18 protein-coding genes are annotated in these 21148 nt (G+C 50.7%); 7 read left to right on the top strand and 11 right to left on the bottom strand.

The window, feature by feature from the left end; genetic code table 11:
- Positions 1-36: 36 nt before the first annotated feature.
- Complete coding sequence (locus BLX24_RS07145; protein WP_071502433.1) at positions 37-792, bottom strand: proline and serine-rich protein 1 family protein; 756 nt, start codon at positions 790-792, stop codon at positions 37-39.
- A 156-nt stretch (positions 793-948) separates the two neighbouring features.
- On the opposite strand from BLX24_RS07145, the gene BLX24_RS07140 reads away from it, so the two are divergent.
- A complete protein-coding gene (locus BLX24_RS07140) occupies positions 949-1797 on the top strand; it encodes a phosphodiester glycosidase family protein (protein ID WP_071502432.1) in 849 nt (282 codons plus the stop codon).
- A 79-nt stretch (positions 1798-1876) separates the two neighbouring features.
- Here BLX24_RS07140 and BLX24_RS07135 read toward each other — a convergent pair whose 3' ends face one another.
- Positions 1877-2209, bottom strand: a complete 333-nt coding sequence (locus BLX24_RS07135) for an arsenosugar biosynthesis-associated peroxidase-like protein (RefSeq protein WP_071502431.1) — start codon at positions 2207-2209, stop codon at positions 1877-1879.
- Between the two features lie 314 nt (positions 2210-2523).
- Between BLX24_RS07135 and BLX24_RS07130 the strand changes: the two genes are divergently transcribed.
- The gene (locus BLX24_RS07130) at positions 2524-3288 is read left to right on the top strand and encodes an HpcH/HpaI aldolase family protein (RefSeq protein WP_071502430.1); all 765 of its coding nucleotides are present in this window, start codon (positions 2524-2526) and stop codon (positions 3286-3288) included.
- A 660-nt stretch (positions 3289-3948) separates the two neighbouring features.
- Positions 3949-5907, top strand: coding sequence for a hypothetical protein (locus BLX24_RS07125; protein ID WP_229201728.1), 1959 nt, complete (start codon positions 3949-3951; stop codon positions 5905-5907).
- A 193-nt stretch (positions 5908-6100) separates the two neighbouring features.
- Here the strand turns inward: BLX24_RS07125 and BLX24_RS07120 are convergent, their stop codons facing one another.
- Positions 6101-7117, bottom strand: a complete 1017-nt coding sequence (locus tag BLX24_RS07120) for a transglutaminase domain-containing protein (protein WP_071502429.1) — start codon at positions 7115-7117, stop codon at positions 6101-6103.
- Between the two features lie 79 nt (positions 7118-7196).
- Here BLX24_RS07120 and BLX24_RS07115 point away from each other — a divergent pair, with 79 nt between their 5' ends.
- Positions 7197-7637, top strand: coding sequence for a PPC domain-containing DNA-binding protein (locus tag BLX24_RS07115; protein ID WP_229201727.1), 441 nt, complete (start codon positions 7197-7199; stop codon positions 7635-7637).
- A gap of 131 nt (positions 7638-7768) precedes the next feature.
- Here BLX24_RS07115 and BLX24_RS07110 read toward each other — a convergent pair whose 3' ends face one another.
- Positions 7769-8149, bottom strand: a complete 381-nt coding sequence (locus BLX24_RS07110; RefSeq protein ID WP_071502428.1) for a DUF779 domain-containing protein — start codon at positions 8147-8149, stop codon at positions 7769-7771.
- A 102-nt stretch (positions 8150-8251) separates the two neighbouring features.
- Positions 8252-9733 carry an aldehyde dehydrogenase family protein gene (locus tag BLX24_RS07105; RefSeq protein WP_374754998.1) on the bottom strand — a complete coding sequence of 494 codons (1482 nt, stop codon included), beginning with the start codon at positions 9731-9733 and terminating at the stop codon, positions 8252-8254.
- Between the two features lie 338 nt (positions 9734-10071).
- Here BLX24_RS07105 and BLX24_RS07100 point away from each other — a divergent pair, with 338 nt between their 5' ends.
- On the top strand, positions 10072-11001 hold the full coding sequence (locus BLX24_RS07100; protein ID WP_229201726.1) for an AraC family transcriptional regulator: 930 nt from the start codon (positions 10072-10074) through the stop codon (positions 10999-11001).
- On the opposite strand, the gene BLX24_RS07095 is transcribed toward BLX24_RS07100, so the two are convergent.
- Entirely contained in the window at positions 10998-11996 is a 999-nt protein-coding gene (locus BLX24_RS07095; protein WP_143092596.1) for an endonuclease/exonuclease/phosphatase family protein, read from the bottom strand. The two genes, BLX24_RS07100 and BLX24_RS07095, sit on opposite strands and share 4 nt — an antisense overlap.
- A 193-nt stretch (positions 11997-12189) precedes the next feature.
- On the opposite strand from BLX24_RS07095, the gene BLX24_RS07090 reads away from it, so the two are divergent.
- On the top strand, positions 12190-13485 hold the full coding sequence (locus BLX24_RS07090; RefSeq protein ID WP_071502424.1) for an aminopeptidase P N-terminal domain-containing protein: 1296 nt from the start codon (positions 12190-12192) through the stop codon (positions 13483-13485).
- Between the two features lie 58 nt (positions 13486-13543).
- Here the strand turns inward: BLX24_RS07090 and BLX24_RS07085 are convergent, their stop codons facing one another.
- The gene (locus tag BLX24_RS07085) at positions 13544-14191 is read right to left on the bottom strand and encodes a TetR/AcrR family transcriptional regulator (protein WP_229201725.1); all 648 of its coding nucleotides are present in this window, start codon (positions 14189-14191) and stop codon (positions 13544-13546) included.
- A 317-nt stretch (positions 14192-14508) separates the two neighbouring features.
- Positions 14509-14940: a WapI family immunity protein gene (locus tag BLX24_RS07080; RefSeq protein ID WP_071502422.1), complete on the bottom strand. Its 432-nt coding sequence runs from the start codon at positions 14938-14940 to the stop codon at positions 14509-14511.
- Between the two features lie 166 nt (positions 14941-15106).
- On the opposite strand from BLX24_RS07080, the gene BLX24_RS07075 reads away from it, so the two are divergent.
- Positions 15107-16315, top strand: a complete 1209-nt coding sequence (locus BLX24_RS07075) for a saccharopine dehydrogenase family protein (RefSeq protein ID WP_071502421.1) — start codon at positions 15107-15109, stop codon at positions 16313-16315.
- Positions 16316-16579: 264 nt separating this feature from the next.
- Here the strand turns inward: BLX24_RS07075 and BLX24_RS07070 are convergent, their stop codons facing one another.
- The 3 genes from BLX24_RS07070 to BLX24_RS07060 all read right to left on the bottom strand — a co-directional run bounded on the left by BLX24_RS07070 (position 16580) and on the right by BLX24_RS07060 (position 21146).
- Positions 16580-18157: a M20/M25/M40 family metallo-hydrolase gene (locus BLX24_RS07070; protein WP_071502420.1), complete on the bottom strand. Its 1578-nt coding sequence runs from the start codon at positions 18155-18157 to the stop codon at positions 16580-16582.
- 189 nt (positions 18158-18346) lie between these two features.
- A complete protein-coding gene (locus tag BLX24_RS07065; protein ID WP_071502419.1) occupies positions 18347-18976 on the bottom strand; it encodes an HmuY family protein in 630 nt (209 codons plus the stop codon).
- 28 nt (positions 18977-19004) lie between these two features.
- On the bottom strand, positions 19005-21146 hold the full coding sequence (locus BLX24_RS07060) for a TonB-dependent receptor plug domain-containing protein (protein ID WP_083421842.1): 2142 nt from the start codon (positions 21144-21146) through the stop codon (positions 19005-19007).
- Positions 21147-21148 lie beyond the last annotated feature (2 nt).

Raw genomic sequence — 21148 nt, 5'->3', positions numbered from 1 at the left:
GGTTGCCCGCCCTTTTCTATACGATTAACGGAGTGATTACCGCCAGTTAATAAACTGTTTCAGATCACGCTTCGAGCTTTCGAAACTGAACGTGTCAAAGACAATATAATAGTTCGGACGATCCGTGACGGATTCCCAGGCGACCTTGGCCGTTTCGAGCCGGTATTTATCAAATGAGAACTGGCGCAGCAGGTCTGATAACTGAGCGGATGAAAGCGGACGGCCCGGCAGTACATTACGGAGTAGTTCGAATTTGCGTTCGTCGAAGCTTTCGCGGTTGACGCGGCTTTTCAACTGTTCAAACTCAAATCGGCTCATCGCCGCAGTATTCGTGTTCGGCGGGTAGCTGCCATTGCCCGGACGGTCCCGATCCGGCCATGTATTACCATTGGGGCGGTCGGGGTTGCCGTTAGGCCATCCCGGGCCGTTGTTGGCGTATCCCTGATCCCAGTCGGGTCCGCAATAGCGGCCGTTGATGTATAACGGATAAACCGACAGGGTGCGGATACCGCGGCGGGGCATAAATTCGGCGACCGTCCGGCTATCGTTGCGGAGGTCGATCCAGTCTTCAAAAACCTGCATATTGTTACGCAGAATGGCAATACGCTGACGCCCGGCCGGCAGGTCAAAAAAGCGGAAACGACCACGTGACACCGTTATGGTCTGGTCATCGATAGAGACCGTGTAGCGACCCTCGTCACTGATGCGCAGAAAGAATTCGGCATCGGCCCGTGCCTGCGTAAAGGCAAGTGTCAGAAAAGAAAATATGGCAAGGATCAGTTTCGCTTTCATGCTGGTAAAGAGTGAAAAGGTTGTCTTTATGTCGGTAAGATAGCAAGAAGCAGGCAGGGTTTAATCCCGTCCCGAAAAATAGCTTAATGTGAAATATTTGTTACTAAACCGGCCTTGAAGCTCAACAACCCGGTCGTCTCTTTTACTTTTGCCGTTATGAGATTCATCTGCTTTCTGCTCTGTCTGGCGGTTTGCCCCGCTTTTGCCCAACCACCGTCTGATTCACTCCGGTTTGCCCGTCAGACCTGGAAACAAACGAAAGTTAAAAGGCGTATTGTCTGGCGTGAAGCGCATGTTGACACACTTTTTCAGGCACCGCAAAATATAAACATCCTGATGTTTCCGAATGGCAGACGGAAGCCTTCCATTCGGTTTGGGTCGGCAGGTCAGCAGTTAAAGCCAACGAGCTGGTTCGGCAACCGGGATAGGGCATTGGCCGCTGTAAACGGAACCTTTTTTGATGTAAAAAACGGCGGATCGGTAGATATGATTACGGTAGGCGGGCAGTTGATGGACACAACCCGCTACACCCCCGGCAAGGCATTGCCGGAACACCAGCAGGCAGCTATTCTGATTGAGAAGAATAAGGTGAAGATCGTTTTGGGCGGCAACCAGGCAGGCTGGGAGCGATCCCTGACCGCACCGGATGTGATGGTAACCGGCCCGCTACTGATCCTGGATGGCAACCGGCATCCGTTGCTGAAAAATGCGTTCAACGATAATCGTCACCCAAGGACTTGCGCCTGCGTCACAACCGACAATAAGGTTCTGCTGCTGACGGCTGATGGCCGGAACGCTAAGGCTGCCGGCCTGAATCTGCACGAGCTGGCATCGGTCATGAAATGGCTGGGTTGCCGTGATGCCATAAACTTAGACGGCGGAGGGTCAACAACGATGTGGGTTCAGGGTCAGCCCGAAAACGGGGTTGTCAATTATCCGTCTGATAGTAAACAGTGGATTCATACCGGCGAGCGGCCGGTAAGCAATGTGTTGTATGTGAAATAAGTAAGGGCAGCCCTTGGGCTGCCCTTACTTATTTCAGGTGGTTGCGCCTTCGTAGCCAAACCTGGCCGTATAGAGGCCTTTACATGGATAGCTCTTTGGCTTTATTCATCATCTGGACTCCATGTACGAGCGAAGCACCGCCACGGATTGCGGCAGCTACGTGTACGGCCTCCATCATTTCCTGCTCCGAACAGCCTTTTTCGAGCGTATCGCTGGTATATGCATCAATGCAGTACGGGCATTGTACCGTATGGGCAACAGCGAGAGCAATCAGCGATTTTTCGCGGGCAGTCAGCGCGCCTTCGGCGAAAACAGCACCATAATAGCTGAAAAACTTATCGGCCAGCTCTTTCTGAAATTCACCGATCTGGCCAAATTTTTTGAGGTCTTCAGGTTTGTAATAGGTTTCCATAATGATTGTCTTAATGGTTTAATGTACGTTCGGGAGCGTCAGAAAAAAAGTGATAGCTGTTGTCTATAGAGCTTATGAAGCCTTGAATGTACAGGTTATTCCGAATAAACGCCATTCGTCAGCAAGAAGTATCTGCCTGACTAAGAAACCGGGAAAACAGGTGCCGGGTTAGACTCCTGCACAAAAAAAGTTGGATAGCTGGCAACGAAAAGGCCAAAATCACGGTCTAGGGTAGTAAACAGAAGCTACGACAGGCTACAGGCTGGTTATCAAGTCACATTTATGCTACCTTGCCGGTACGAATATGTAGACGTATGAAAGAAAACGCAGTAAAAACAAAACTAAAGAATAAACAACCTGTATTTGGTGTGCTGTCGAACTCACCGGATCCGACAATTGCTGAAATGTGCGGCGTTTTCGGTCTTGATTATTACATGATTGACAGTGAGCATAGCCCGATTTCGCCGGGTCAGGCACTTGATATAGTACGGGCCTGTGAATTGGGTGGTATTACGCCGCTGGCGCGGATTCGCAGCAATGATCCGAAGCTAATTCTGCAGTTTATTGACGCGGGTGTTATGGGTATCATGATGCCGGGCATCAAAACCGCAGAAGATTTGCAGGCGCTTGTGCGAGCCGTGAAGTATCCGCCGGCAGGCGACAGAGGGCTCGGATTTGTCCGGATGGCATCTTACCTGCAAGGGCCGTTTGATCAGAAAGAATACATTGAGTTTGCTAACGAGCAGATGTTAGTACTGCCACAAATCGAAACAAAGGAGGCGGTAGATAACCTGGACGAGCTGCTGACAGTACCGGGTATTGACGGGTTTGTAGTGGGCCCGCGTGACCTGGCATTGTCGCTTGGCTATATTGAAGGGCCGGGACATGAAGATGTCAAACGAACCATTGCCCGAGTCGTAGAAAAAATTAATCAGGCGGGCCTGGTTGCCGGTACAACAGCAGCAAGCGGCGATCAGGCAAAAGCACTGATTGATCGTGGCGTCTTGTTTTGTCTGAATTCCATTGCCGGTTTACTGAAAACATCGATTACGGAGTTTACAAAAAAACGCGTAATCTGAAGCAGGTATCCATTTATTAGGTCAAATCAGCCTCAAAACCACATGGTTTACATAAACAATTTGATTGTCAATGGGGTAAGGACTGAGGCTTAAGTTACTGACATATATGAAAGTGAATAGAAGGAAATACCGTTTACTAACTTACTTAAGTTTCTAGTATGTGGTTTACAGACATTATCTATTTTTATAGCGCTGGTTATGATGTTTTTAGCCATAACTGGCAATAACGTAAGCTTGAGCGAGGCTATATTTTTGATTTGCTCAAACAATTGTCTTTTCTGTAAGTTTGCGTTTGTAAGTTACCATTCTCTGGTATGAACATTAATGCTGAGAGGTGATTTTCGGGCTTAGGCTGTTACTTCAGTCAGATGACACGTATTAATAAAAAGAATCCGGAAACGGCTGCTTACGTGTCCCGTACATAGTTCAGTAGATCAGGACCGGAGAATAAACTTTAAAGTACATTTTTAAATAGTAACGTTAAGAGTATCGAAAGTATGTAATTGTAAACTTCCAGGAATTGCATCGTTATGCGACTTGCTGACACAAATCAGGCAATTGGATAAAAAAAATGGATTTTTAGCAGTCCTGACCGTATTTTTTTGGAATAGTGACAGACAATTACAAGTTTCGTCTCAAAATAGTAAAATGTCGTTTATCATGACCAGAATTATCCGACAACTCCTCTTTGAACGGGCAAAATGGCGTCAATTTGTAACTTATGCGGCTGCGGGGTCGCTGGTTACGGGTTTGTTTTTTTCGTCGCCGGAAGCCTACGCTCAACAAGCAGACACCGTCCGCCGAACTACCCAGGGAGACCGTTGTACTCCCCGTGAAAATTTATTTAAGCTGGGGATTCGCCCTTACAGCGATACGCTGAAGCGGGCTGATTTCAAAGCGCAGTACGGAAGTACAGCCGAACTGACCGACTGCGATACAACGTTGCAGACGTTTGTGCTGGTTCGTCGTCCGTCACCATGGAAAGTAGGTCTGTTCGCAGGCCCTAACTTTGCTTATTGCGGTACATGGGAAAATACATTCGGCCCCAACCCACGTGATAAATCACTGTACAACGGTACAGGATTTAACATTACTGGTAACGCCGATTACTATTTCTCACGTCCTGAACGTCGTCTGAAATTTGGGGTGGGGGCTGCTTTAGGCTACCAGAATTATTTCACCCGTTCGTCTTACCGTGATTATCTGGTGCAGTTAGGCGTAAGCCGTGGTATCCCTGCCGGTCAGGTTTCGGTAATTCACCGCTCGTCAGAAGATATGTACCTGACAATCGGTCCGGCATTGCAGTGGATTTTTGCCCGTAGCCGCCGGAATCCGACCTGTACATCGTTCCTGGAGCTTGCCATTCGTGGAGGTCTGTTCCGCACAGAAGCTGCTACGATTGCTGCATTCGTACCAGCCCAGAACGACCGTCTTGTTCGTTCGGTTAATCCGAGTGATAAACTATACCACCCGGGTGGTATAATGTCACTGGGCGTATTCTTCCCGCTGCGTAATAACTGGCATCTGGGCGTTCAGGCACAAGGTTTTTACACAAAACTGAATTATCTGATCGTTGACAATGGCGGTGATATGGCCGGTCAGCTGATGGAGTTTGAACGTAAGCACGGTGGTTTCAGTGCCGGTCTGGCCGTTCGGAAAGGCTTTAACCAGAAACGCCTGATTCCAAAAGCACCGACAACCTGCCCTACCTGCGATTCAATCCCGACAGTTGCTGTTCGTTTCAACAACATGCGTATCAACGGTCAGACCGTGGCTTATCGTGACAGCCTGACCCAAACGATGACGGCTCCGGTTGTTAGCTGGAAGAGCACAACGCTTAACGCACGCAACGAAACGTTCACCGCTCGTCTGTACTACCGTCCGGACACAGTTGTTACCTCAACCGGTGATCAGGTAATTGCTCAGAAAATCAACACGACCGATACGACACTGTCGCTGCCGGCAGAATTCCTGAACAACGGCCAGCCTCGTCGTGGTTTCTACTATGTGACGGTACACAACCGTCAGGATGCAAAATGTGGTTCTTGTATGAGCGAAGTGGCTACTACAAGCTTCGCCTTCCTGAATCCGGCACAACCTGTTCTGGCCAGCGCACCATGTAAGTATACACACAAACTGGAGCGTCTGGAAGTTAACTACCGTACGCCTTACACACGTGAAGTGGCTAACGTATGTTACTGTAATGGTACCGTTACGTCAGTTGGTGATACAGTTACCCGTCTGCGCTACCGTAGTCTGAACCGTCGTCTGGCTGGTGAGTACTCGTTCGAAAACGAACAACTGGTACTGAACCTGAAAGATCTGCCCGGCGATCTGGCTCAACTGTTGCAGACAGAGAAGTCACGTATCGAAAGTGGTTCGGTTACACGCTACAAAGGTCGTCGTGTTCGTCCGCAAGTACAGAACTTCCGTGCGGTATTCACCGTTACGCAGCCTCCTTGCAACGGCCAGCCTGAATCAACAATCGGTTCATTCAGCGTAGTGATCAGCGACAATACATACTCGATCACCAGCCTGCGTCCATTGTCAGATGCTGAATATCAGAAACTGACTGCACCTGCTCCGGCACCTACACGCCGATCACGCAGCCGCCGTTAATAAATATAAAACGGTTATAAAAGGGACGGGCCCGGAGGAAAATCCTCCGGGCCCGTCCCTTTTATGCTATCAGGTACTTAAGATATTGGGTGCTTAAGATGCCGGATCGAAAGAGTTATTGGGATTTGGCTAAAATCCGGTTTGCCTCCAAACGTCCTTTATTTGTTATTCAGTATCCAATCCATCCGGCCAATTAATTATTCACGACCAGAAAGGTGGCAATGCCTTCGTAGGATTTAATGCGCTCATAGCCGTTTTTAGGCTTCGCAAACACATAGACGGTGTAGGTACCGCTAGTAGGTAAATCAAGGGCTAACTGGTAGGTTGATCCCTGTTTTCTGACGGCCACATCCGATTGCGAAGTCATAATCCCTTTAGGTCTGCCTACCGAACAGGTAAATTCAACGGCCTGATGGGGGTTATCAAACGTCAGAACAATTTGTCCGTTGGCGCGCAACAATCCGCGTTTCGGAAAAGCCGGATTAAATCCCAGCCGGAAATACGCATCATGAATTTTCGGATAACGGTCAAACTCCCCTTTGCTGACCGGTCGGCTCAAGAGTTGCCATTTTGGGTCATTGGGGTAATGCTGGGCAATAAACTGTTCCGGATCGGTCAGGAAATAGTGGTCATTAAACCGCCCGTCTTTGGCCGTTGTGGCAGCCCAGGTAAGGTCAACCAGATACCAGTCACCGTCCAGCCGGACTGCATTCCACTCGTGATCGAGCCTTGGAATTGGCATACCCGCCTGCGAATCGCTCACGCGGGAATACCCTTTGACATTTTCAACCTGTACACCTGCCTGTTTCAGCAATTGTTTGTAAAGAAGCGCGAAGCCTGTGCAGACAGCCCGCCGGCTATTCAGGACCTTCGTTGCATAATCCACTTCCGAGTAATACACCTGACCGCTGTAAATAGAACCATCATAGCGGATGTGACTCAGTATCCAGGCATAAATTGAACGAGCCTTGGCCGTTTCGCTGTGTGCGGGAGCCGTCAGGTAAGTTGCTAAGCTTTTCAGGTTACGGGCATAGGCTTCCGGTGTCCGGATGGCATACGAATCAATCACCTGATATTCATTGGCTTCCCACGCGGCATTCAGGTGAGTATATGCCGTTTTTTCAGGTACAACAGGGTGAACATCAGGGGTAAAGGCAGAACTGATAAATAAAAAAGTAGCTGGAAAGAGCCGGGTAATGTAGTTTCGCATACGGTCAGATCAATCTCACATCAATCTAACTAATATGCTTCGGTTTTTATTGTTCAATGTATGTTTCTATTTTTATAGTATGATGGATCTCAGTGCCCAGCCTGTGGCTTCGCGTCTGGAGACGTTTTCCTTTCGCCTGAAACCAGGACAGGACTTAAAACAACAAATCGATCTGGTTGTCAAAGAAAAACGAATTGAGGCAGGAGCCCTGCTGACCTGCGTCGGGAGCCTGACCGATGTGCAGCTCCGGTTGGCTAATCAGGAAAAAGCTACCCACTGGCAAGGGCATTTCGAAATTGTATCGCTGGTTGGTACGCTCTCTGCCAACGGGAGTCATCTCCATTTGTCGGTCTCCGATTCAACCGGACGTACCATTGGCGGCCATCTGTGGGAGGGATGTAAAATTTATACGACGGCCGAGATCGTGATCGGGGTTATGACCGATGTGGTCTTTGTCCGCGAACCCGATCCGACATTTGGTTATAAAGAACTGGTTGTGAAAGCAAAGCGGAGAAAATGAGAATGGGGTAGTTTATGATGCCGGATAACCGGCTGCGGTTGTGTGATGGTGGCTATCTGAAAAAAAGGTGTCGGGTGAATTGCCCGACACCTTCATGCTTGTCGCCAAAAGAGACTCGCTTGATACAGCTGTTACGTAGCTCCGTTTACCGGCGTTTCCAGATCCGTTAGCTCAGCATCCGTTAACAGGCGGGAGCGAATCAGGAAGCGGAGGCCCATCGGGATTTCCAGCGAGAAACTGGCGCCCCGGCCCGGTGTTACATCGACCGTTAAATGGGTATGTTTCCAGTACTCATACTGATCTTCGGACATCCAGAACGGGCACCCGTGAATGTGGCCCAATAAAACATCGGACGTTCCAACCCGAAAGTCGCCAAGCTGGAAGCACATCGGTGCTGAGCCGTCGCAGCAGCCGCCACTCTGGTGAAACATCAGATCGCCGTATTCGGCCTGTAATTGCTCAATAACCCGGACAGCCGCATCCGTTACCGATACACGCGAGATAGATGTCATAAGTTAAAGGGTGAAAGAGCGAAAGAGATAAAGAGTGACCCGTTACAGCGAGTGAAGAGCGGATAACCTACTCTTTCGCTCTTTCATTCTCTCGCTCTTTGATCAAAAGAATCCTAATTTCGATTTGCTGTAGGAGATCAGCAGGTTTTTGGTCTGGCGGTAATGATTCAGCATCATCAGGTGCGTTTCGCGGCCAAAACCGGATTTCTTATAGCCACCAAATGGCGCGTGAGCCGGATAATGGTGATAGCAGTTTACCCACACCCGACCCGCCTGGATAGCCCTCGGGAGCTGGTATAGCTCATGAGCATCGCGGGTCCAGAGACCGGCACCAAGACCATAAAGGGTATCGTTGGCAATTTCCAGCGCCTCTTCGGCCGTCCTGAATGTGGTAACAGACGTAACAGGACCAAAGATTTCTTCCTGGAATACCCGCATTTTGTTGTGGCCTTTCAGGATCGTTGGCTGGATGTAATAGCCTTTGCCCAGATCACCGCCGAGGTTGGCCGCCCCGCCACCGGTCAGCACTTCAGCGCCTTCCTCCTTGCCGATGTTGATGTATGACAGGATTTTTTCGTACTGATCATTTGACGCCTGAGCGCCCATCATCACTGTCGGATCGAGGGGGTGGCCCATTTTGATCGCCTCAGTACGGGCAATAACGCGTTCCATAAAGCGGTCGTATACGCTTTCATGTACCAGCATCCGCGACGGACAGGTACAGACTTCGCCCTGGTTGAGGGCAAACATTACGGCACCTTCCACGCATTTATCAAAGAACTCGTCGTCGGCCTCGGCAATGGAAGGCATAAAGATGTTTGGTGATTTACCACCCAGCTCCATCGTTACCGGAATCAGGTTTTCCGACGCATACTGCATGATCAGGCGACCGGTGGTTGTCTCACCCGTGAAGGCAACTTTGGCCACCCGCTTCGATTGGGCCAGCGGTTTACCGGCTTCGATACCAAATCCGTTGACTACGTTAACGACGCCCGGCGGAATAATGCCTTCCAGGAGTTCCATCAGTACGCAGATCGACGTTGGTGTCTGTTCGGCTGGTTTAATGATTGTACAGCAACCTGCAGCCAGCGCAGGGGCCATTTTCCACGTGGCCATCAGCAGCGGGAAGTTCCACGGAATGATTTGTGCCACCACACCGATCGGTTCCTTAATAATCACGGAGACCGTCGTGGCATCGAGTTCGGTCGAATACCCTTCTTCGGCGCGGATCACACCGGCAAAGTAGCGGAAGTGGTCAACAACCAGCGGAAGGTCAGCCGCCAGCGTTTCGCGGACCGCTTTGCCGTTATCCATGGTTTCGACGCGCGCCAGATAATCCAGATTCTGCTCAATCACATCGGCAACACGGAGCAGCATGTTACTGCGTTCTGTTACGGATGTACGCGACCAGGCCGGAAATGCCTTATGGGCTGCATCCAGTGCCAATTCAATATCTGCTGCTTTGGAGCGCGGCATCCGTGCAATCAGACTGCCGTCAACCGGAGAGAAATTCTCAAAATACTCACCACTTGTAGGAGCTATCCACTGACCACCAATGTAGTTTTCGTATTGTGCCTTGAACATTGGCCGTGCCAACGTATTGCTGCTGGTTTGAATCGTTTCCATGTACTCTGGTCTGTTAGGAGATTAAAATCGCATTGTTTCTGTCACAAATTTTGCCGATAGAGTACAAAAAGAGTTCGCTTATCGTATCAAGAAGTTGAACGATACTCTCAAAATGGACTTAGACGTAACCAGATTGGATAATTATGCGTTAATTGGTAAAGTATGATAAAGAACATAGCGCAGATTGTTGAAAAAATTGCAATTTGAGCCGCGTTAATGCTAGCCTTTACCGAAATAGTACTAATCAAGTTGATGTCACTTTGTTCCATTGAGCTTATTGTATGCATATGAATCCCATGTCAGCAACGTTTGATTTAACCAGGCACCTGCAAACCCGGAAACTGGAGCAGGTGGTAGAAAATCGCACGGCCTATACCATCGACACTGCGGAATTAAATATATACGAGACGCATCACTTTGCGGAAAAAGTAGAATTGACCTTCAACACCCCGGTATTGGCCAGTATGATCCGGGGGAAAAAGGTGATGCATCTGCCCAATACGCCGTCGTTTGAGTTTTTGCCCGGTGAATCGGTAATTATGCCGGCCAACGAAACAATGTGCATCGACTTTCCGGAAGCCCGGATGCAGAATCCGACGCAGTGTCTGGCGCTGGCAATGGCACCCGATAAGGTCAAACAACTGACGGACTACCTGAATGACAAAGCACCGCTGATTGATCAGAAAAAAGGCTGGCAGTTTGATGAATCTAATTTTTACCTGACCAATGATTCCACCATCAATCAACTGATTGCCCGCCTGATTCAGATTTTTACGGAGAATAATACGGCGAAAGACGTCTTCGCCAATCTGGTGATGCAGGAGCTCGTGATCCGGCTGATGCAGACGAAAGCGCGGCAAATGCTGCTGATGAATTACCACCCATATGTAAACACCAACCGGTTAGCACACGTGGGAAAGTACATTCAGGATCGGCTACATGAGCAGATGACCGTTAAGGAGCTTGCTGATCAGGCATGTATGAGTGAACCGAATTTTTTCCGGTGTTTTAAGCAGCAGTTTGGGCTGACCCCGATTGAGTATATCAATAATCAGCGGATCCAGCAGGCGATGCGTTTACTGAAAACAACCAATCAGTGCCTGGCCGATGTTTGCTTTGTCTGCGGGTTCAACAATGTCACGTACTTCCTGAAGCTCTTCAAAAAAACAACCGGTATTACACCGGCCCAATTCCGGAAAACATACCGTCAGCTCCAGTTAGGCTAGTTCTGTTTTGTAAACGCCAGATCAACGACTACCGCTTTATGGTCGGAGCCGGGTTGCGGGAGCGTACGGAAATTAACGGTCCGGAAACCGCTGTTGACAAAGGCCTGGTCGATGGGCAGCATCAGCGGCAGCAGGTAACGCGGCCATGTTGGCTGGATACCAAAGCCTTTGCGACAGGCAGTGAGTCCCGGCCGGTCATCGAAATACTGCGCGTAAACCGGTGAGAAGATGCTGACGTTGAAATCACCCATCAAAACCGCCGGCTGCGGTACTTCCTGAATACGTTCGCTGACAAATGCCAGCTGCTCATTCCGTTCGTCAAACCACGACGGCAGGATAGGCGTGCGGGTATGCACCGTGATAAACGAAAGATCATGGTCGCGGATGTTGGTCATCAGGTGAAACACCAGCTTATCACGCCTCGCCTGATGGTCGGTCAGAAACGAGGTCCGGCTGGCAACCAGTAAGTAACACGGGTCTTTGGCCATCAGCGTATCGGTGTAGGGATACGTATCGGCCAGGGCTTTGGTGACCTGCTTAATGCTTTCAGGTGTCATTTCCTGCAACACAAACAAGTCTGGTTTTTCGCGTCGGATCAGGTCAATCGTTGTCTGCATCTCGTCACGGGTATAAAGCACGTTGGCATGCAGAATCCGCACACCGGCTTTTGCATCAGAGACAGACGGCGGCGAAGCCAGCAGCCATGGCAATACCAGATAGCTATGCCATGCCAGACACAGGGCTGCAATACCCGTCAGCAGCCACCGGCGGCGAATGGTCCAGACCACCGTCAGGCCTGCGGCAATAACCGCGAACTGAACGGAAAAATGGCTGCATAGCTCAAACAGAAAAAAGAAGCGGCCTAAGCGGCCCAGGATGGTAGCCAGCGCCAGAAGGCCGGTAGCCACGGCGATGCCGGTATAGATCCACTCCGGCTTCATGGAGAATTTTTGCTTACCCGAAGAAACGGACGGTGTAGTGTCGATTGCCTGCACAGATGCCTGATACAATGGTTAACGCCGCAAAGATACGGCGCTTTGTCTTATAACGCTGTTAAAGAATCCGGCCAAACGCTTTTCCTCCTGCCCGTAAGCTGTTTTCTTTGCGAACGGAATAGCCGATCGCTTTCTGTCAACAAACAATCTGCGTCTAAACTGGCCGGACCCAACCCGGTACTTTTATTCAGGTATGCGTTATTTACCAATTGATAATCAACTATTTGTCCGGAACCGGCAGCGTCTGGTACAACAACTGAAACCGAAGTCGCTGGCGATTTTACACGCCAACGATATTATGCCTACCAACGCCGACGGGACGATGACCTTCCGGCAGAACAACGATCTGTTTTACCTGACCGGTGTTGATCAGGAAGAATCGATCCTGGTACTGTGTCCGGATCATCCCGATGAGCGCTTCCGCGAAGTGCTGTTTCTGCGCGAGACCAGCGAACTGATTGAAATTTGGGAGGGCCACAAGCTCACGAAGCAGGAAGCGGAAGAAACTTCAGGTATTTCCCGCAAGAATGTTTACTGGACCCACCAGTTTGAGGCGATCTTTATTCAGATCGTATTTGAAGCGGAGCAGGTTTATCTCAATACCAACGAACATACGCGCAACGGGTCTGAAGTAGAAACCCGTGATATGCGTTTTATCAAACAGTTTAAGGAGCGCTATCCGCTGCACCGGCTGGAGCGCCTGGCACCGGTGATGCACTACCTGCGGGCAATTAAGCTGCCGCAGGAGGTGGAATTGCTCGGACGGGCCATCGATATTACGGATACCATGTTCCGGCGGCTGCTGAAGTTCGTGAAACCCGGTGTCTGGGAGTACGAAATTGAGGCCGAAATGATGCATGCGTTCCTGATGAACCGCTCACGCGGTGCGGCCTATACGCCGATTATTGCCTCCGGAAAAAATGCCTGTGTGCTGCATTACATTGACAACAGTGCCCAATGCCAGGCCGGTGATGTATTGTTGCTCGACATCGGTGCCGAATATGCGAATTATAATGCCGATATGACGCGCTCAATTCCGGTCAGCGGCCGGTTTACGCCCCGTCAGCGCGCCGTATATGACGCTGTGCTGCGGGTCATGAAAGCGGCTACGGATATGCTGCGTCCCGGCAATCTGTGGGACGAATACCATAAGGAAGTCGGCAAAATTATGGAAGCCGAGCTGATCGGTCTCGGGCTGCTCGATGCGCAGGCCGTGGCTAAACAGGATCCGGACGCCCCGCTGTATAAGAAGTATTTTATGCACGGAACGTCCCACTTCCTGGGCCTCGATGTACACGATGTCGGAAACAAATACCGCCGTTTTGAGCCCGGTATGGTCTTTACCTGCGAGCCGGGCATCTACATTCGTGAAGAGGGACTGGGCATTCGCCTCGAAAATAATATCCTTATTACCGAAGACGGCAACCTCGATCTGATGGGCCGGATTCCGGTAGAGGCCGACGAAATTGAAACCTTAATGAATGAATAAACGAAAGCCCCCGGTTCATGGAACCGGGGGCTTTTTTTATAGGTAAAACGGCTTCCGGCTATTTGGTGGCCGCTTCTTCTTCTTTCTCAATCAACGAGCGGTTCAGGCTGCGGTGAATACGCTCAACCCCTTTCTCGATGCGGTCCCATCCGGCGTCGCTTTGCAGGTCAATGCCGATAAACGGATTCCCCTGGTCCGACAGCAGGGTCAGGTAGGTGATCCCGGCCAGGATAATTGCCGTTATGCTGGTCGGATCATAGTCCGGATACGGAGCCAGTTTCTGAATCATTTTAGCATACGCTTCGCTGCGGAACTGGGCAATACGCCGTGCCAGTTCTGTTTCGCCGTGGGTCATTTCCCAGCGAACCAGGTCCTGCGACGACTTACGGGAGCGGAATTCACGTGTCAGGCCAAGGATGTATTCCGACCAGACTTTATCGCGGTCGGCAGGCGGAATGTTGGCCGGTAACGTGTCGGTGTATTTGTCATTAAACATCGACAGGAAAAAGCCGCGTTGTACATACGCTTCCAGTAGTCCGTTCCAGCCGCCAAAATACCGGTAGATCAGTACTTTGTTGACCTGTGCCTTTTCGGCTACTGAATTGATGCCTGCTTTTTCTGTTCCCCGTTCTGCGATAACTTCTCCGGTTGCCCGCAGAATCCGCTCCATTGTCATAGCACGATTACGTCTCTTTACAACTTTCATAGGTAAAATTGCATTTAGGCAGTTTGTGTAAGATTAGCCAGGTTAGTTTAGGGTTTTGATTATATCTTTTTACGATATACGTTACAAAAATGTAAAAAATACCCTATGTTACCAAGTGGTAACGCGTAATTATGTTGATTTCACAAAGAAAAGTATTGGTTTTGTACTATAAAGCAGAAAAAAGTTGTTTTTGCCAGCATAGCTGAAACGGTTTGGGGAGCAAAGAACCGTTTGAGACTACAATTATGGCAAAAACAACTTAAAGTATAAAGAGTATCTTAAAAGATATTTTTTATTTACTCAATCTGATTAAAGCATTAACGTTCAGGAAAGGCAGTCAATTGCCGGCTCAGTTGATTAACCATTTCTTCAAGCTGGGCACGGGTCAGAATCATGTTCATTTCGACCGGAAAATCAGGGTAAGTATTCCATGACGGAGTCAGATCGTGATCAAGCTGAATCTGGCATGAATAGGTCTGATTCGGTAAAACGGAAATATCGACGCTAAGGCCCGGTTCCGAAAAATTAGTTGAAATACGGTTGATTTTGCGGTAAAGCAATGCCTGCAGATCCGTCAGCAAACGGGCTAATTCATACGTCTGTAGCGGAGCGGTCTGTGTATCGGTATTTTTCTGCCATAAGGTTGATACCCGGCAATTCAGGTTGTTGCGGTCACGCCAGTTGGTGCCTTGCTGGCTGTAACCTAATATAGATAGTTCAAAAGAGCCGAGTGACGATGCCAGTTTCATAACGTTTGAGCGATTTTAATAAAGAGAATTAATCTACTAAACGAATATACAATAATTTTGTTTCAGTAACAAACTTCTTTGTCATTATTTATCACTGCTTTATCCGGCAAATAAGGACTATCTTTGCGCCCAAATCAATACAACGACAACAAACCATTCGATTAACATGGCAAAAGTGCTCATTATTGGTGCAGGAGGGGTTGGTAGCGTGGTGGCACATAAGTGCGCCATGAACGCTGACGTCTTTACTGACATCATGCTGGCCAGCCGTACAAAGGCAAAATGTGACCGGATTGCAGCCGAAATTCAGGAAATGCACGGCGTAACCATTCAGACTGCGCAGGTGGATGCCGATGTAGTGCCTGAACTGGTGGCGCTGATTAAGCAGTTCCAGCCGGTATTGGTCATCAACGTTGCACTTCCTTACCAGGATCTCCCAATCATGGATGCCTGTCTGGAAACAGGTGTCAATTATCTGGATACGGCCAACTACGAGCCAAAAGATGTAGCAAAATTTGAATACAGCTGGCAGTGGGCCTACAAAGAGCGCTTCGAACAGGCCGGTATCATGGCCCTGCTGGGCTGCGGTTTCGACCCGGGCGCGACCCAGGTATTTACCGCTTATGCTGCCAAACATCACTTCGACGAGATGCATTACCTCGATATCGTCGATTGCAATGCCGGTAACCACGGCAAGGCGTTTGCTACCAACTTCAACCCCGAAATCAACATCCGCGAAATCACGCAGCCAGGCCGCTACTGGGAAAACGGCGAGTGGGTTGAGATTCCGGCCATGTCGATTCATAAGCCAATTGAATATCCTGAAATCGGCCCGCGTGAGTCCTATGTTCTCTACCACGAAGAACTGGAATCGCTGGTGAAAAACTTCCCGACCCTGAAGCGTGCCCGTTTCTGGATGACCTTCGGCCAGGCCTATCTGACACACCTTGACGTGTTGCAGAACGTGGGCATGACCAGCATCCGGCCGATTAAGTTCCAGGGCGTTGATATTGTTCCGCTTGAATTCCTGAAAGCCGTATTACCGGCGCCGGATTCGCTCGGCGAAAACTATACCGGTCAGACGTCTATCGGTTGCCAGATCAAGGGCATTAAAGACGGTCAGGAGAAAACGTATTTTATCTGGAACAACTGCGACCACGCGGAAACCTATAAAGAGGTGCGCGGGCAGGCCGTTAGCTACACCACCGGTGTACCGGCAATGATCGGTGCCATGCTGATGCTGAAAGGCGTCTGGAATAAGCCGGGGGTATGGAACTGCGAAGAAATGGATCCGGATCCGTTCATCGAGCAAATGAATAGCCAGGGCTTACCGGTACAGGACCGCGTTAACATTACGTTGCCCCACGACTATTAAGCCTCAAAAAGCACGCAAACAAAAAACCACTCCTTCATCGAGGGAGTGGTTTTTACATTTTCTTAACCTAAACAATCTAAACTTTTTATGTGAAAACGGTAAATCCTTTACCGAATGTTCAGCAAAATGAGCGAATAGCATGTTTGATGAGTGTAAATCCGTTACGTGGTCTTACGCACTAAGGCGTATACAGGTATATAAGGGTATTCAACATCGTACATACTGTTACTTCTTTGTTTTTTTTGTAAACGGCCTCAAAAAAGTTTACCGCGCCGATTGCATCGCCGTCACCGGGGCTTTCATCGGTAGTTTCTGATCACGCATGGCCGCATTGTAAATAAACGCGGCTACAATGGTTGCCGCCTGCTTCAGGTCGTCCGGCTGCAGGTGGTCGTAGGTATCCATGTTGGTGTGGTGCGTACGGGTATCGTATTCGATCCGATCCTGAATAAAGCCAAAACCTGACAGACCGGCACGGTCAAACGATACGTGGTCGGTACCGCCACTGCTGCGCCGGGCCACGGTAGTGGCGCCCAGATCGTGGAACGGCTTCAGCCATTGAGCAAAAACCGGCTCTGCTTCCGTATTGTTCTGGGAATAAATACCGCGGATTTTACCGGTTCCGTTATCGACGTTGAAATACCCCGCCAGATTCTCGCCTTCTTTCGTCAGTTTATTGTTGGCATCGACCAGGTGTTTGGTCACGTAATTTTTTGACCCGTGCAGGCCTTGTTCTTCACCGCTCCAGAGCGCCAGCCGGATCGTCCGGCGTGGTTTTACGCCCAGTGCTTTCAGAATACGGACGGCTTCCATCATAACGGCCGAACCGGCAGCATTGTCGGTGGCGCCGGTGGCTGCATGCCAGGAGTCGAGGTGAGCGCCGAGCATCACCACTTCGTCTTTCAGTTTAGGGTCCGTACCCGGGAGGTCGGCCAGCACGTTGTAGCCTTTGGTATCAGCCGTATGGAATTTCGTTTTTACATCCAGTTCCAGTTTCACCGGCACATTAGCCTTCATGAGCCGGCACAGGGTCATGTAGTCTTCCATCGAAATCGACAGATCGGCCAGATCGTCCTGGGTTGAGCCGAGGGCGGCGTTGGCATAGTCGCCGCTTACGAAGAGCGTACCGTCCTTACTGGTCTGGGTCGTATTCAGGATACCGAGTGCGCCTTCCTGCTTGGCCAGTTTCCGCATTTTCTGGTTAAAGGAGTTGCGTGTCCGCATGGCCTGAATCATGTTCCGATAGGTTGAATCGGCACCGTTTCGGCCGCCGCGCCCGCCACCTGCCGGACTTTCGGCCGCCATTTTGGCCAGGTCTTCGTCGGTAAACCGGTCGGCATCGGCTTTGAACGATGGCTTGCCCGTAAACGACTGATCAATCAGAATGACTTTATTTTTCAGTTTGCTGCGGTACGATTCAAGGGCCGTTGTATCGGAGTCGCTGATATAAAGAATCTCAGCCTGTTGCAGTTTGTTGGTACTGCCGCTCCATGCACGTGGCACGGCAATCATTGCTTTGTAATACGGCGCCGTCATGGCGATGTAGCACCGCTCCACCTCCCAGCCTTTACCCCATTCGCCCCACGATTCGAGGCGGGCGTTCTGAAGACCCCATTCCGCAAGCTTGTTTTTGGTCCAGTTGGCGGCTTTCATAAAGCCCGGACCTTGCAGACGGGGGCCATTCACATCGGTCAGGTAAAAGGCCGTTTCCATAACTTTCGACCGTTGAAGGCCCTCTTCGCGGATTTTCTGCATCATCTGCTGGTCAATTTTTTCATCCTGGCCGAATGCGCAGAGTGAAGCAGTGGCCAATAGCCCCGACAGTAGTAATTGTTTTTGCATAAAACTGTGTTTGTTAACGAATTAATCAGGCAATACGATTGCGGACCAATTTAACACAAAAACAGAATATTATGGGTCAGAAGTAACACTAAAGCCAAATATGTCGCCTAAATAAGAAGGCCGTACACCAAAGGCGTACGGCCTTGCTGACAATCCGTTTGCTATGAGATAGAGGCCGGTACCGGCGGTCTAGTTCAGTTTTTTGCTGCCGTCAGGCTGGTAAACGTATCGGAAAGTGAAGTAGCGGCTTTCGCTGGTAGCGGTCGGGGTGGCCGGCGCATCCTTATAATAGCTCAGGATTTCCAGTTTGGCATACTTGCCGTCGCCGGTTTTCAGAATCAGGACTTTGCCGGGAATCGGCGAAACAATAGTGTTGGCGTAGTTATACCAGCCTTTGCCCGAACCGGTCGTAATGGCCAGTTGCGAGCTGCTCTGATCAGTGGCGAACGTAACACTTTCCGGAACGCTGGTCAGTTCTTCGAACGTGCCGGTATGGATATACGCACCGCCCTGTCCCGACCGGATGGCCCCGCCGTTAACGATAAGGGTTGTGCCCCTGAAACCAATGTCCCACTTGTTGGATGCCGAATCACTGTTGGCAATCTGCTTGCCGTCTTTCAGGCTGAACAAAGTATACTTGCCGGTTCCGGCGCCCGGCTGACCCGTTTGTGGATCAATCGTTACGGGGTCGGCGGCGAGGTTTTTGATCGTCTGCGATTGTACCGGCTGAACGGTGGGTGTGTTGTCGTCGTTGGAGCAGCTGAAAAAAATGATGGCACTGAAAAGGCTGACAGCCAGTGAAAGAGGGATGCGTTTCATAGAAATACTGGAAAATTAAGGTTGTTAACTAGTTTTTAGCGGGCGCCGCAACACTCCAGCGCAGGCTGGTATACCAAAGGCGGCCCGCCAGATTGGGAATGTATTGTGGGTTGGTCTGGCCGAACAGATTGTCGATACCAGCCTGAACCGTGACGTTTTTGATGGTTTTGCCGGCCGAGAGGTTCCAGAGCATGTAGCCCGGCACATATTCCGGCGCGGCGTCGAGAATGACGTTGCCATTGCGGTCCGAAAATCCGTAGCGGCCGCGGTAAATACCCCGCAGGTTAACCGTCAGCCCCTGCTTCGGTAGTTCATAAAACAGTTTGACATTGGCCATGTGTTTTGAGCGGTTGTACAGCCCGCCGTAATCGGCCGGTTTCACGCGTTGAGTAGCCAGGGTTTCCGGATCGCGCCGGTAGACTTCGCCCCGTTTGATCTGCCCGACCACCGTTTTGTCGCCCGTCAGCAGAAACTGATACCCGGCGCTGATCCGCAGCATCCCGCTGCCCGCGCTGATCCGGTAGCTGCCGTCGAATTCGGCTCCCTGGGTAAAGACACGGTTGAGGTTGACGTAACTGAACACACTTTGGCCGTTGGTTTTCAGGGCCACCGCCCGGGTTTCAATCAGGTCGCGGATGTCGTTCCGGAATAGATTGACGCTGAACGTAACCGGCAATTTGTACGCCGCAGATAAATCAGCCGTCAGGCCGAGGTTATAGGCAACGGAGCTTTCTGCACGTATGTCGCTGAACTGAGCCGGATCGGTGAGTACCTCCGCAATCTGGCCCAGCTGCTGCAACCGGGCCAGGCTGTTGACCAGCTCATGAGTCCCGAAAACGCTGTAGCCGACCACCGAATTATCGAAGTTGAGATACAGCTGCCGGAAGTCCGGGGCTTTGAACCCGACGCCGGTGCTACCCCGCAAGGCAATGGTTGGGGAGAGTTCAAACCGTGCCGATGCTTTCGGGCTGAACTGACTGGCATACTGCGAATGATTGTCGAACCGCCCGCCAACAATAATGTCCCACCGCCGGTTGGGTAGCCACTCATACTGCGCATACGCGTACCGGTTACTAAATCGCTGCCGGTCGGTATAGCGGGTCGCCACCACACTTTCGGCGTTATAGCCTACACCCAGCGTCAGCACATGTTTCCGGTTAAGGTAATGATCAATCTGTATTTCGGGCCGGTTAAAGCGTTGTTCAAAATAGCTCTGATCATACGCCTTGCCGTCGTTCTGGTAGCGGAGGTCGGTTTCGGTCCGGTAATAACTGCCATAAAACCGGGCGGTGAGTTTCCAGTGCTGATTCGGCCGGAACGTAAGAACGGGATTCAGGTTGCGGTCGGCGATCATGCCCGGCCCGACCACAACTGAACCCGCCGTGGCTTCGTAACGATTTTCCTGTTTCTCACTAAATGATCGTCCCGAGACACTAAGCGTTAGCCGGCTGCTGATATCGGCCGTTACGCGGCCGCTGAACGTATAATTGGCGAACGGTGATACGGTATTACCTGCTGTTTCGGGCGAGAGATCATACCCCGCCGAGCCATAGCGGTTGGCAAAGGCATACACCCCGATTTTGCCACGGCGCAGGCCCAGGTCGGCAGCCAGATCGCTGGTGCGGTTGGCCCCGTAGCGGGCTGATACCGAAGCATTGGCTTGCTTTTGGCCTGAACCGCCCGCATTGTCCGTAATGATATTGATGACACCGGCCAGCGCTTCTGAGCCGTACAGACTCGACGACGGGCCTTTGACAATTTCAATCTGTCTGATGTTGCCGACTGCCAGCCGGTTGAGTTCCAGCGTACCGGCCGTCCGGCCGATCAGCGGCTCGCCGTCGAGCAGAATCAGGGTGTATTCGGGCGCAAATCCCTGAATCTGTACCCCCTGCCCATGGTCGGTAACGATGGCCAGCCCGGTTTGTTCCTGCAATACATCGTTGAGCCGCAGCGATCCCATTTGCCGGATTTGCTGCTTCCCGATCACGGTTACCGGCATCGGCAGGGCACCCATCGGGCGCTCGGTGCGGGTAGCCGTCACAACAACTTCATCCAGCTTCCGGGTCTTTAAGGAATCCGTGCGGGGCTGGGGGCGATCCGGTTGTAGCGGACCGGACAGACCCCCGGCCTGTAGCACAGCGAAAAGAAACGCGTTCAGTAACGTTGGCATGG

This window comes from Arsenicibacter rosenii, assembly GCF_001870735.1.
Classification (GTDB): Bacteria; Bacteroidota; Bacteroidia; order Cytophagales; family Spirosomataceae; genus Arsenicibacter; species Arsenicibacter rosenii.
Note: the sequence above shows the minus strand (reverse complement) of the source record. Positions and strands in the feature narration are given on the sequence as shown.

Coding starts and splice junctions, on each gene's coding strand:
- BLX24_RS07145 (WP_071502433.1), bottom strand. CDS start 792: ATGAAAGCGAAACTGATCCTTGCCATATTTTCTTTTCTGACACTTGCC.
- BLX24_RS07140 (WP_071502432.1), top strand. CDS start 949: ATGAGATTCATCTGCTTTCTGCTCTGTCTGGCGGTTTGCCCCGCTTTT.
- BLX24_RS07135 (WP_071502431.1), bottom strand. CDS start 2,209: ATGGAAACCTATTACAAACCTGAAGACCTCAAAAAATTTGGCCAGATC.
- BLX24_RS07130 (WP_071502430.1), top strand. CDS start 2,524: ATGAAAGAAAACGCAGTAAAAACAAAACTAAAGAATAAACAACCTGTA.
- BLX24_RS07125 (WP_229201728.1), top strand. CDS start 3,949: ATGACCAGAATTATCCGACAACTCCTCTTTGAACGGGCAAAATGGCGT.
- BLX24_RS07120 (WP_071502429.1), bottom strand. CDS start 7,117: ATGCGAAACTACATTACCCGGCTCTTTCCAGCTACTTTTTTATTTATC.
- BLX24_RS07115 (WP_229201727.1), top strand. CDS start 7,197: ATGATGGATCTCAGTGCCCAGCCTGTGGCTTCGCGTCTGGAGACGTTT.
- BLX24_RS07110 (WP_071502428.1), bottom strand. CDS start 8,149: ATGACATCTATCTCGCGTGTATCGGTAACGGATGCGGCTGTCCGGGTT.
- BLX24_RS07105 (WP_374754998.1), bottom strand. CDS start 9,733: ATGTTCAAGGCACAATACGAAAACTACATTGGTGGTCAGTGGATAGCT.
- BLX24_RS07100 (WP_229201726.1), top strand. CDS start 10,072: ATGTCAGCAACGTTTGATTTAACCAGGCACCTGCAAACCCGGAAACTG.
- BLX24_RS07090 (WP_071502424.1), top strand. CDS start 12,190: ATGCGTTATTTACCAATTGATAATCAACTATTTGTCCGGAACCGGCAG.
- BLX24_RS07085 (WP_229201725.1), bottom strand. CDS start 14,191: ATGAAAGTTGTAAAGAGACGTAATCGTGCTATGACAATGGAGCGGATT.
- BLX24_RS07080 (WP_071502422.1), bottom strand. CDS start 14,940: ATGAAACTGGCATCGTCACTCGGCTCTTTTGAACTATCTATATTAGGT.
- BLX24_RS07075 (WP_071502421.1), top strand. CDS start 15,107: ATGGCAAAAGTGCTCATTATTGGTGCAGGAGGGGTTGGTAGCGTGGTG.
- BLX24_RS07070 (WP_071502420.1), bottom strand. CDS start 18,157: ATGCAAAAACAATTACTACTGTCGGGGCTATTGGCCACTGCTTCACTC.
- BLX24_RS07065 (WP_071502419.1), bottom strand. CDS start 18,976: ATGAAACGCATCCCTCTTTCACTGGCTGTCAGCCTTTTCAGTGCCATC.
- BLX24_RS07060 (WP_083421842.1), bottom strand. CDS start 21,146: ATGCCAACGTTACTGAACGCGTTTCTTTTCGCTGTGCTACAGGCCGGG.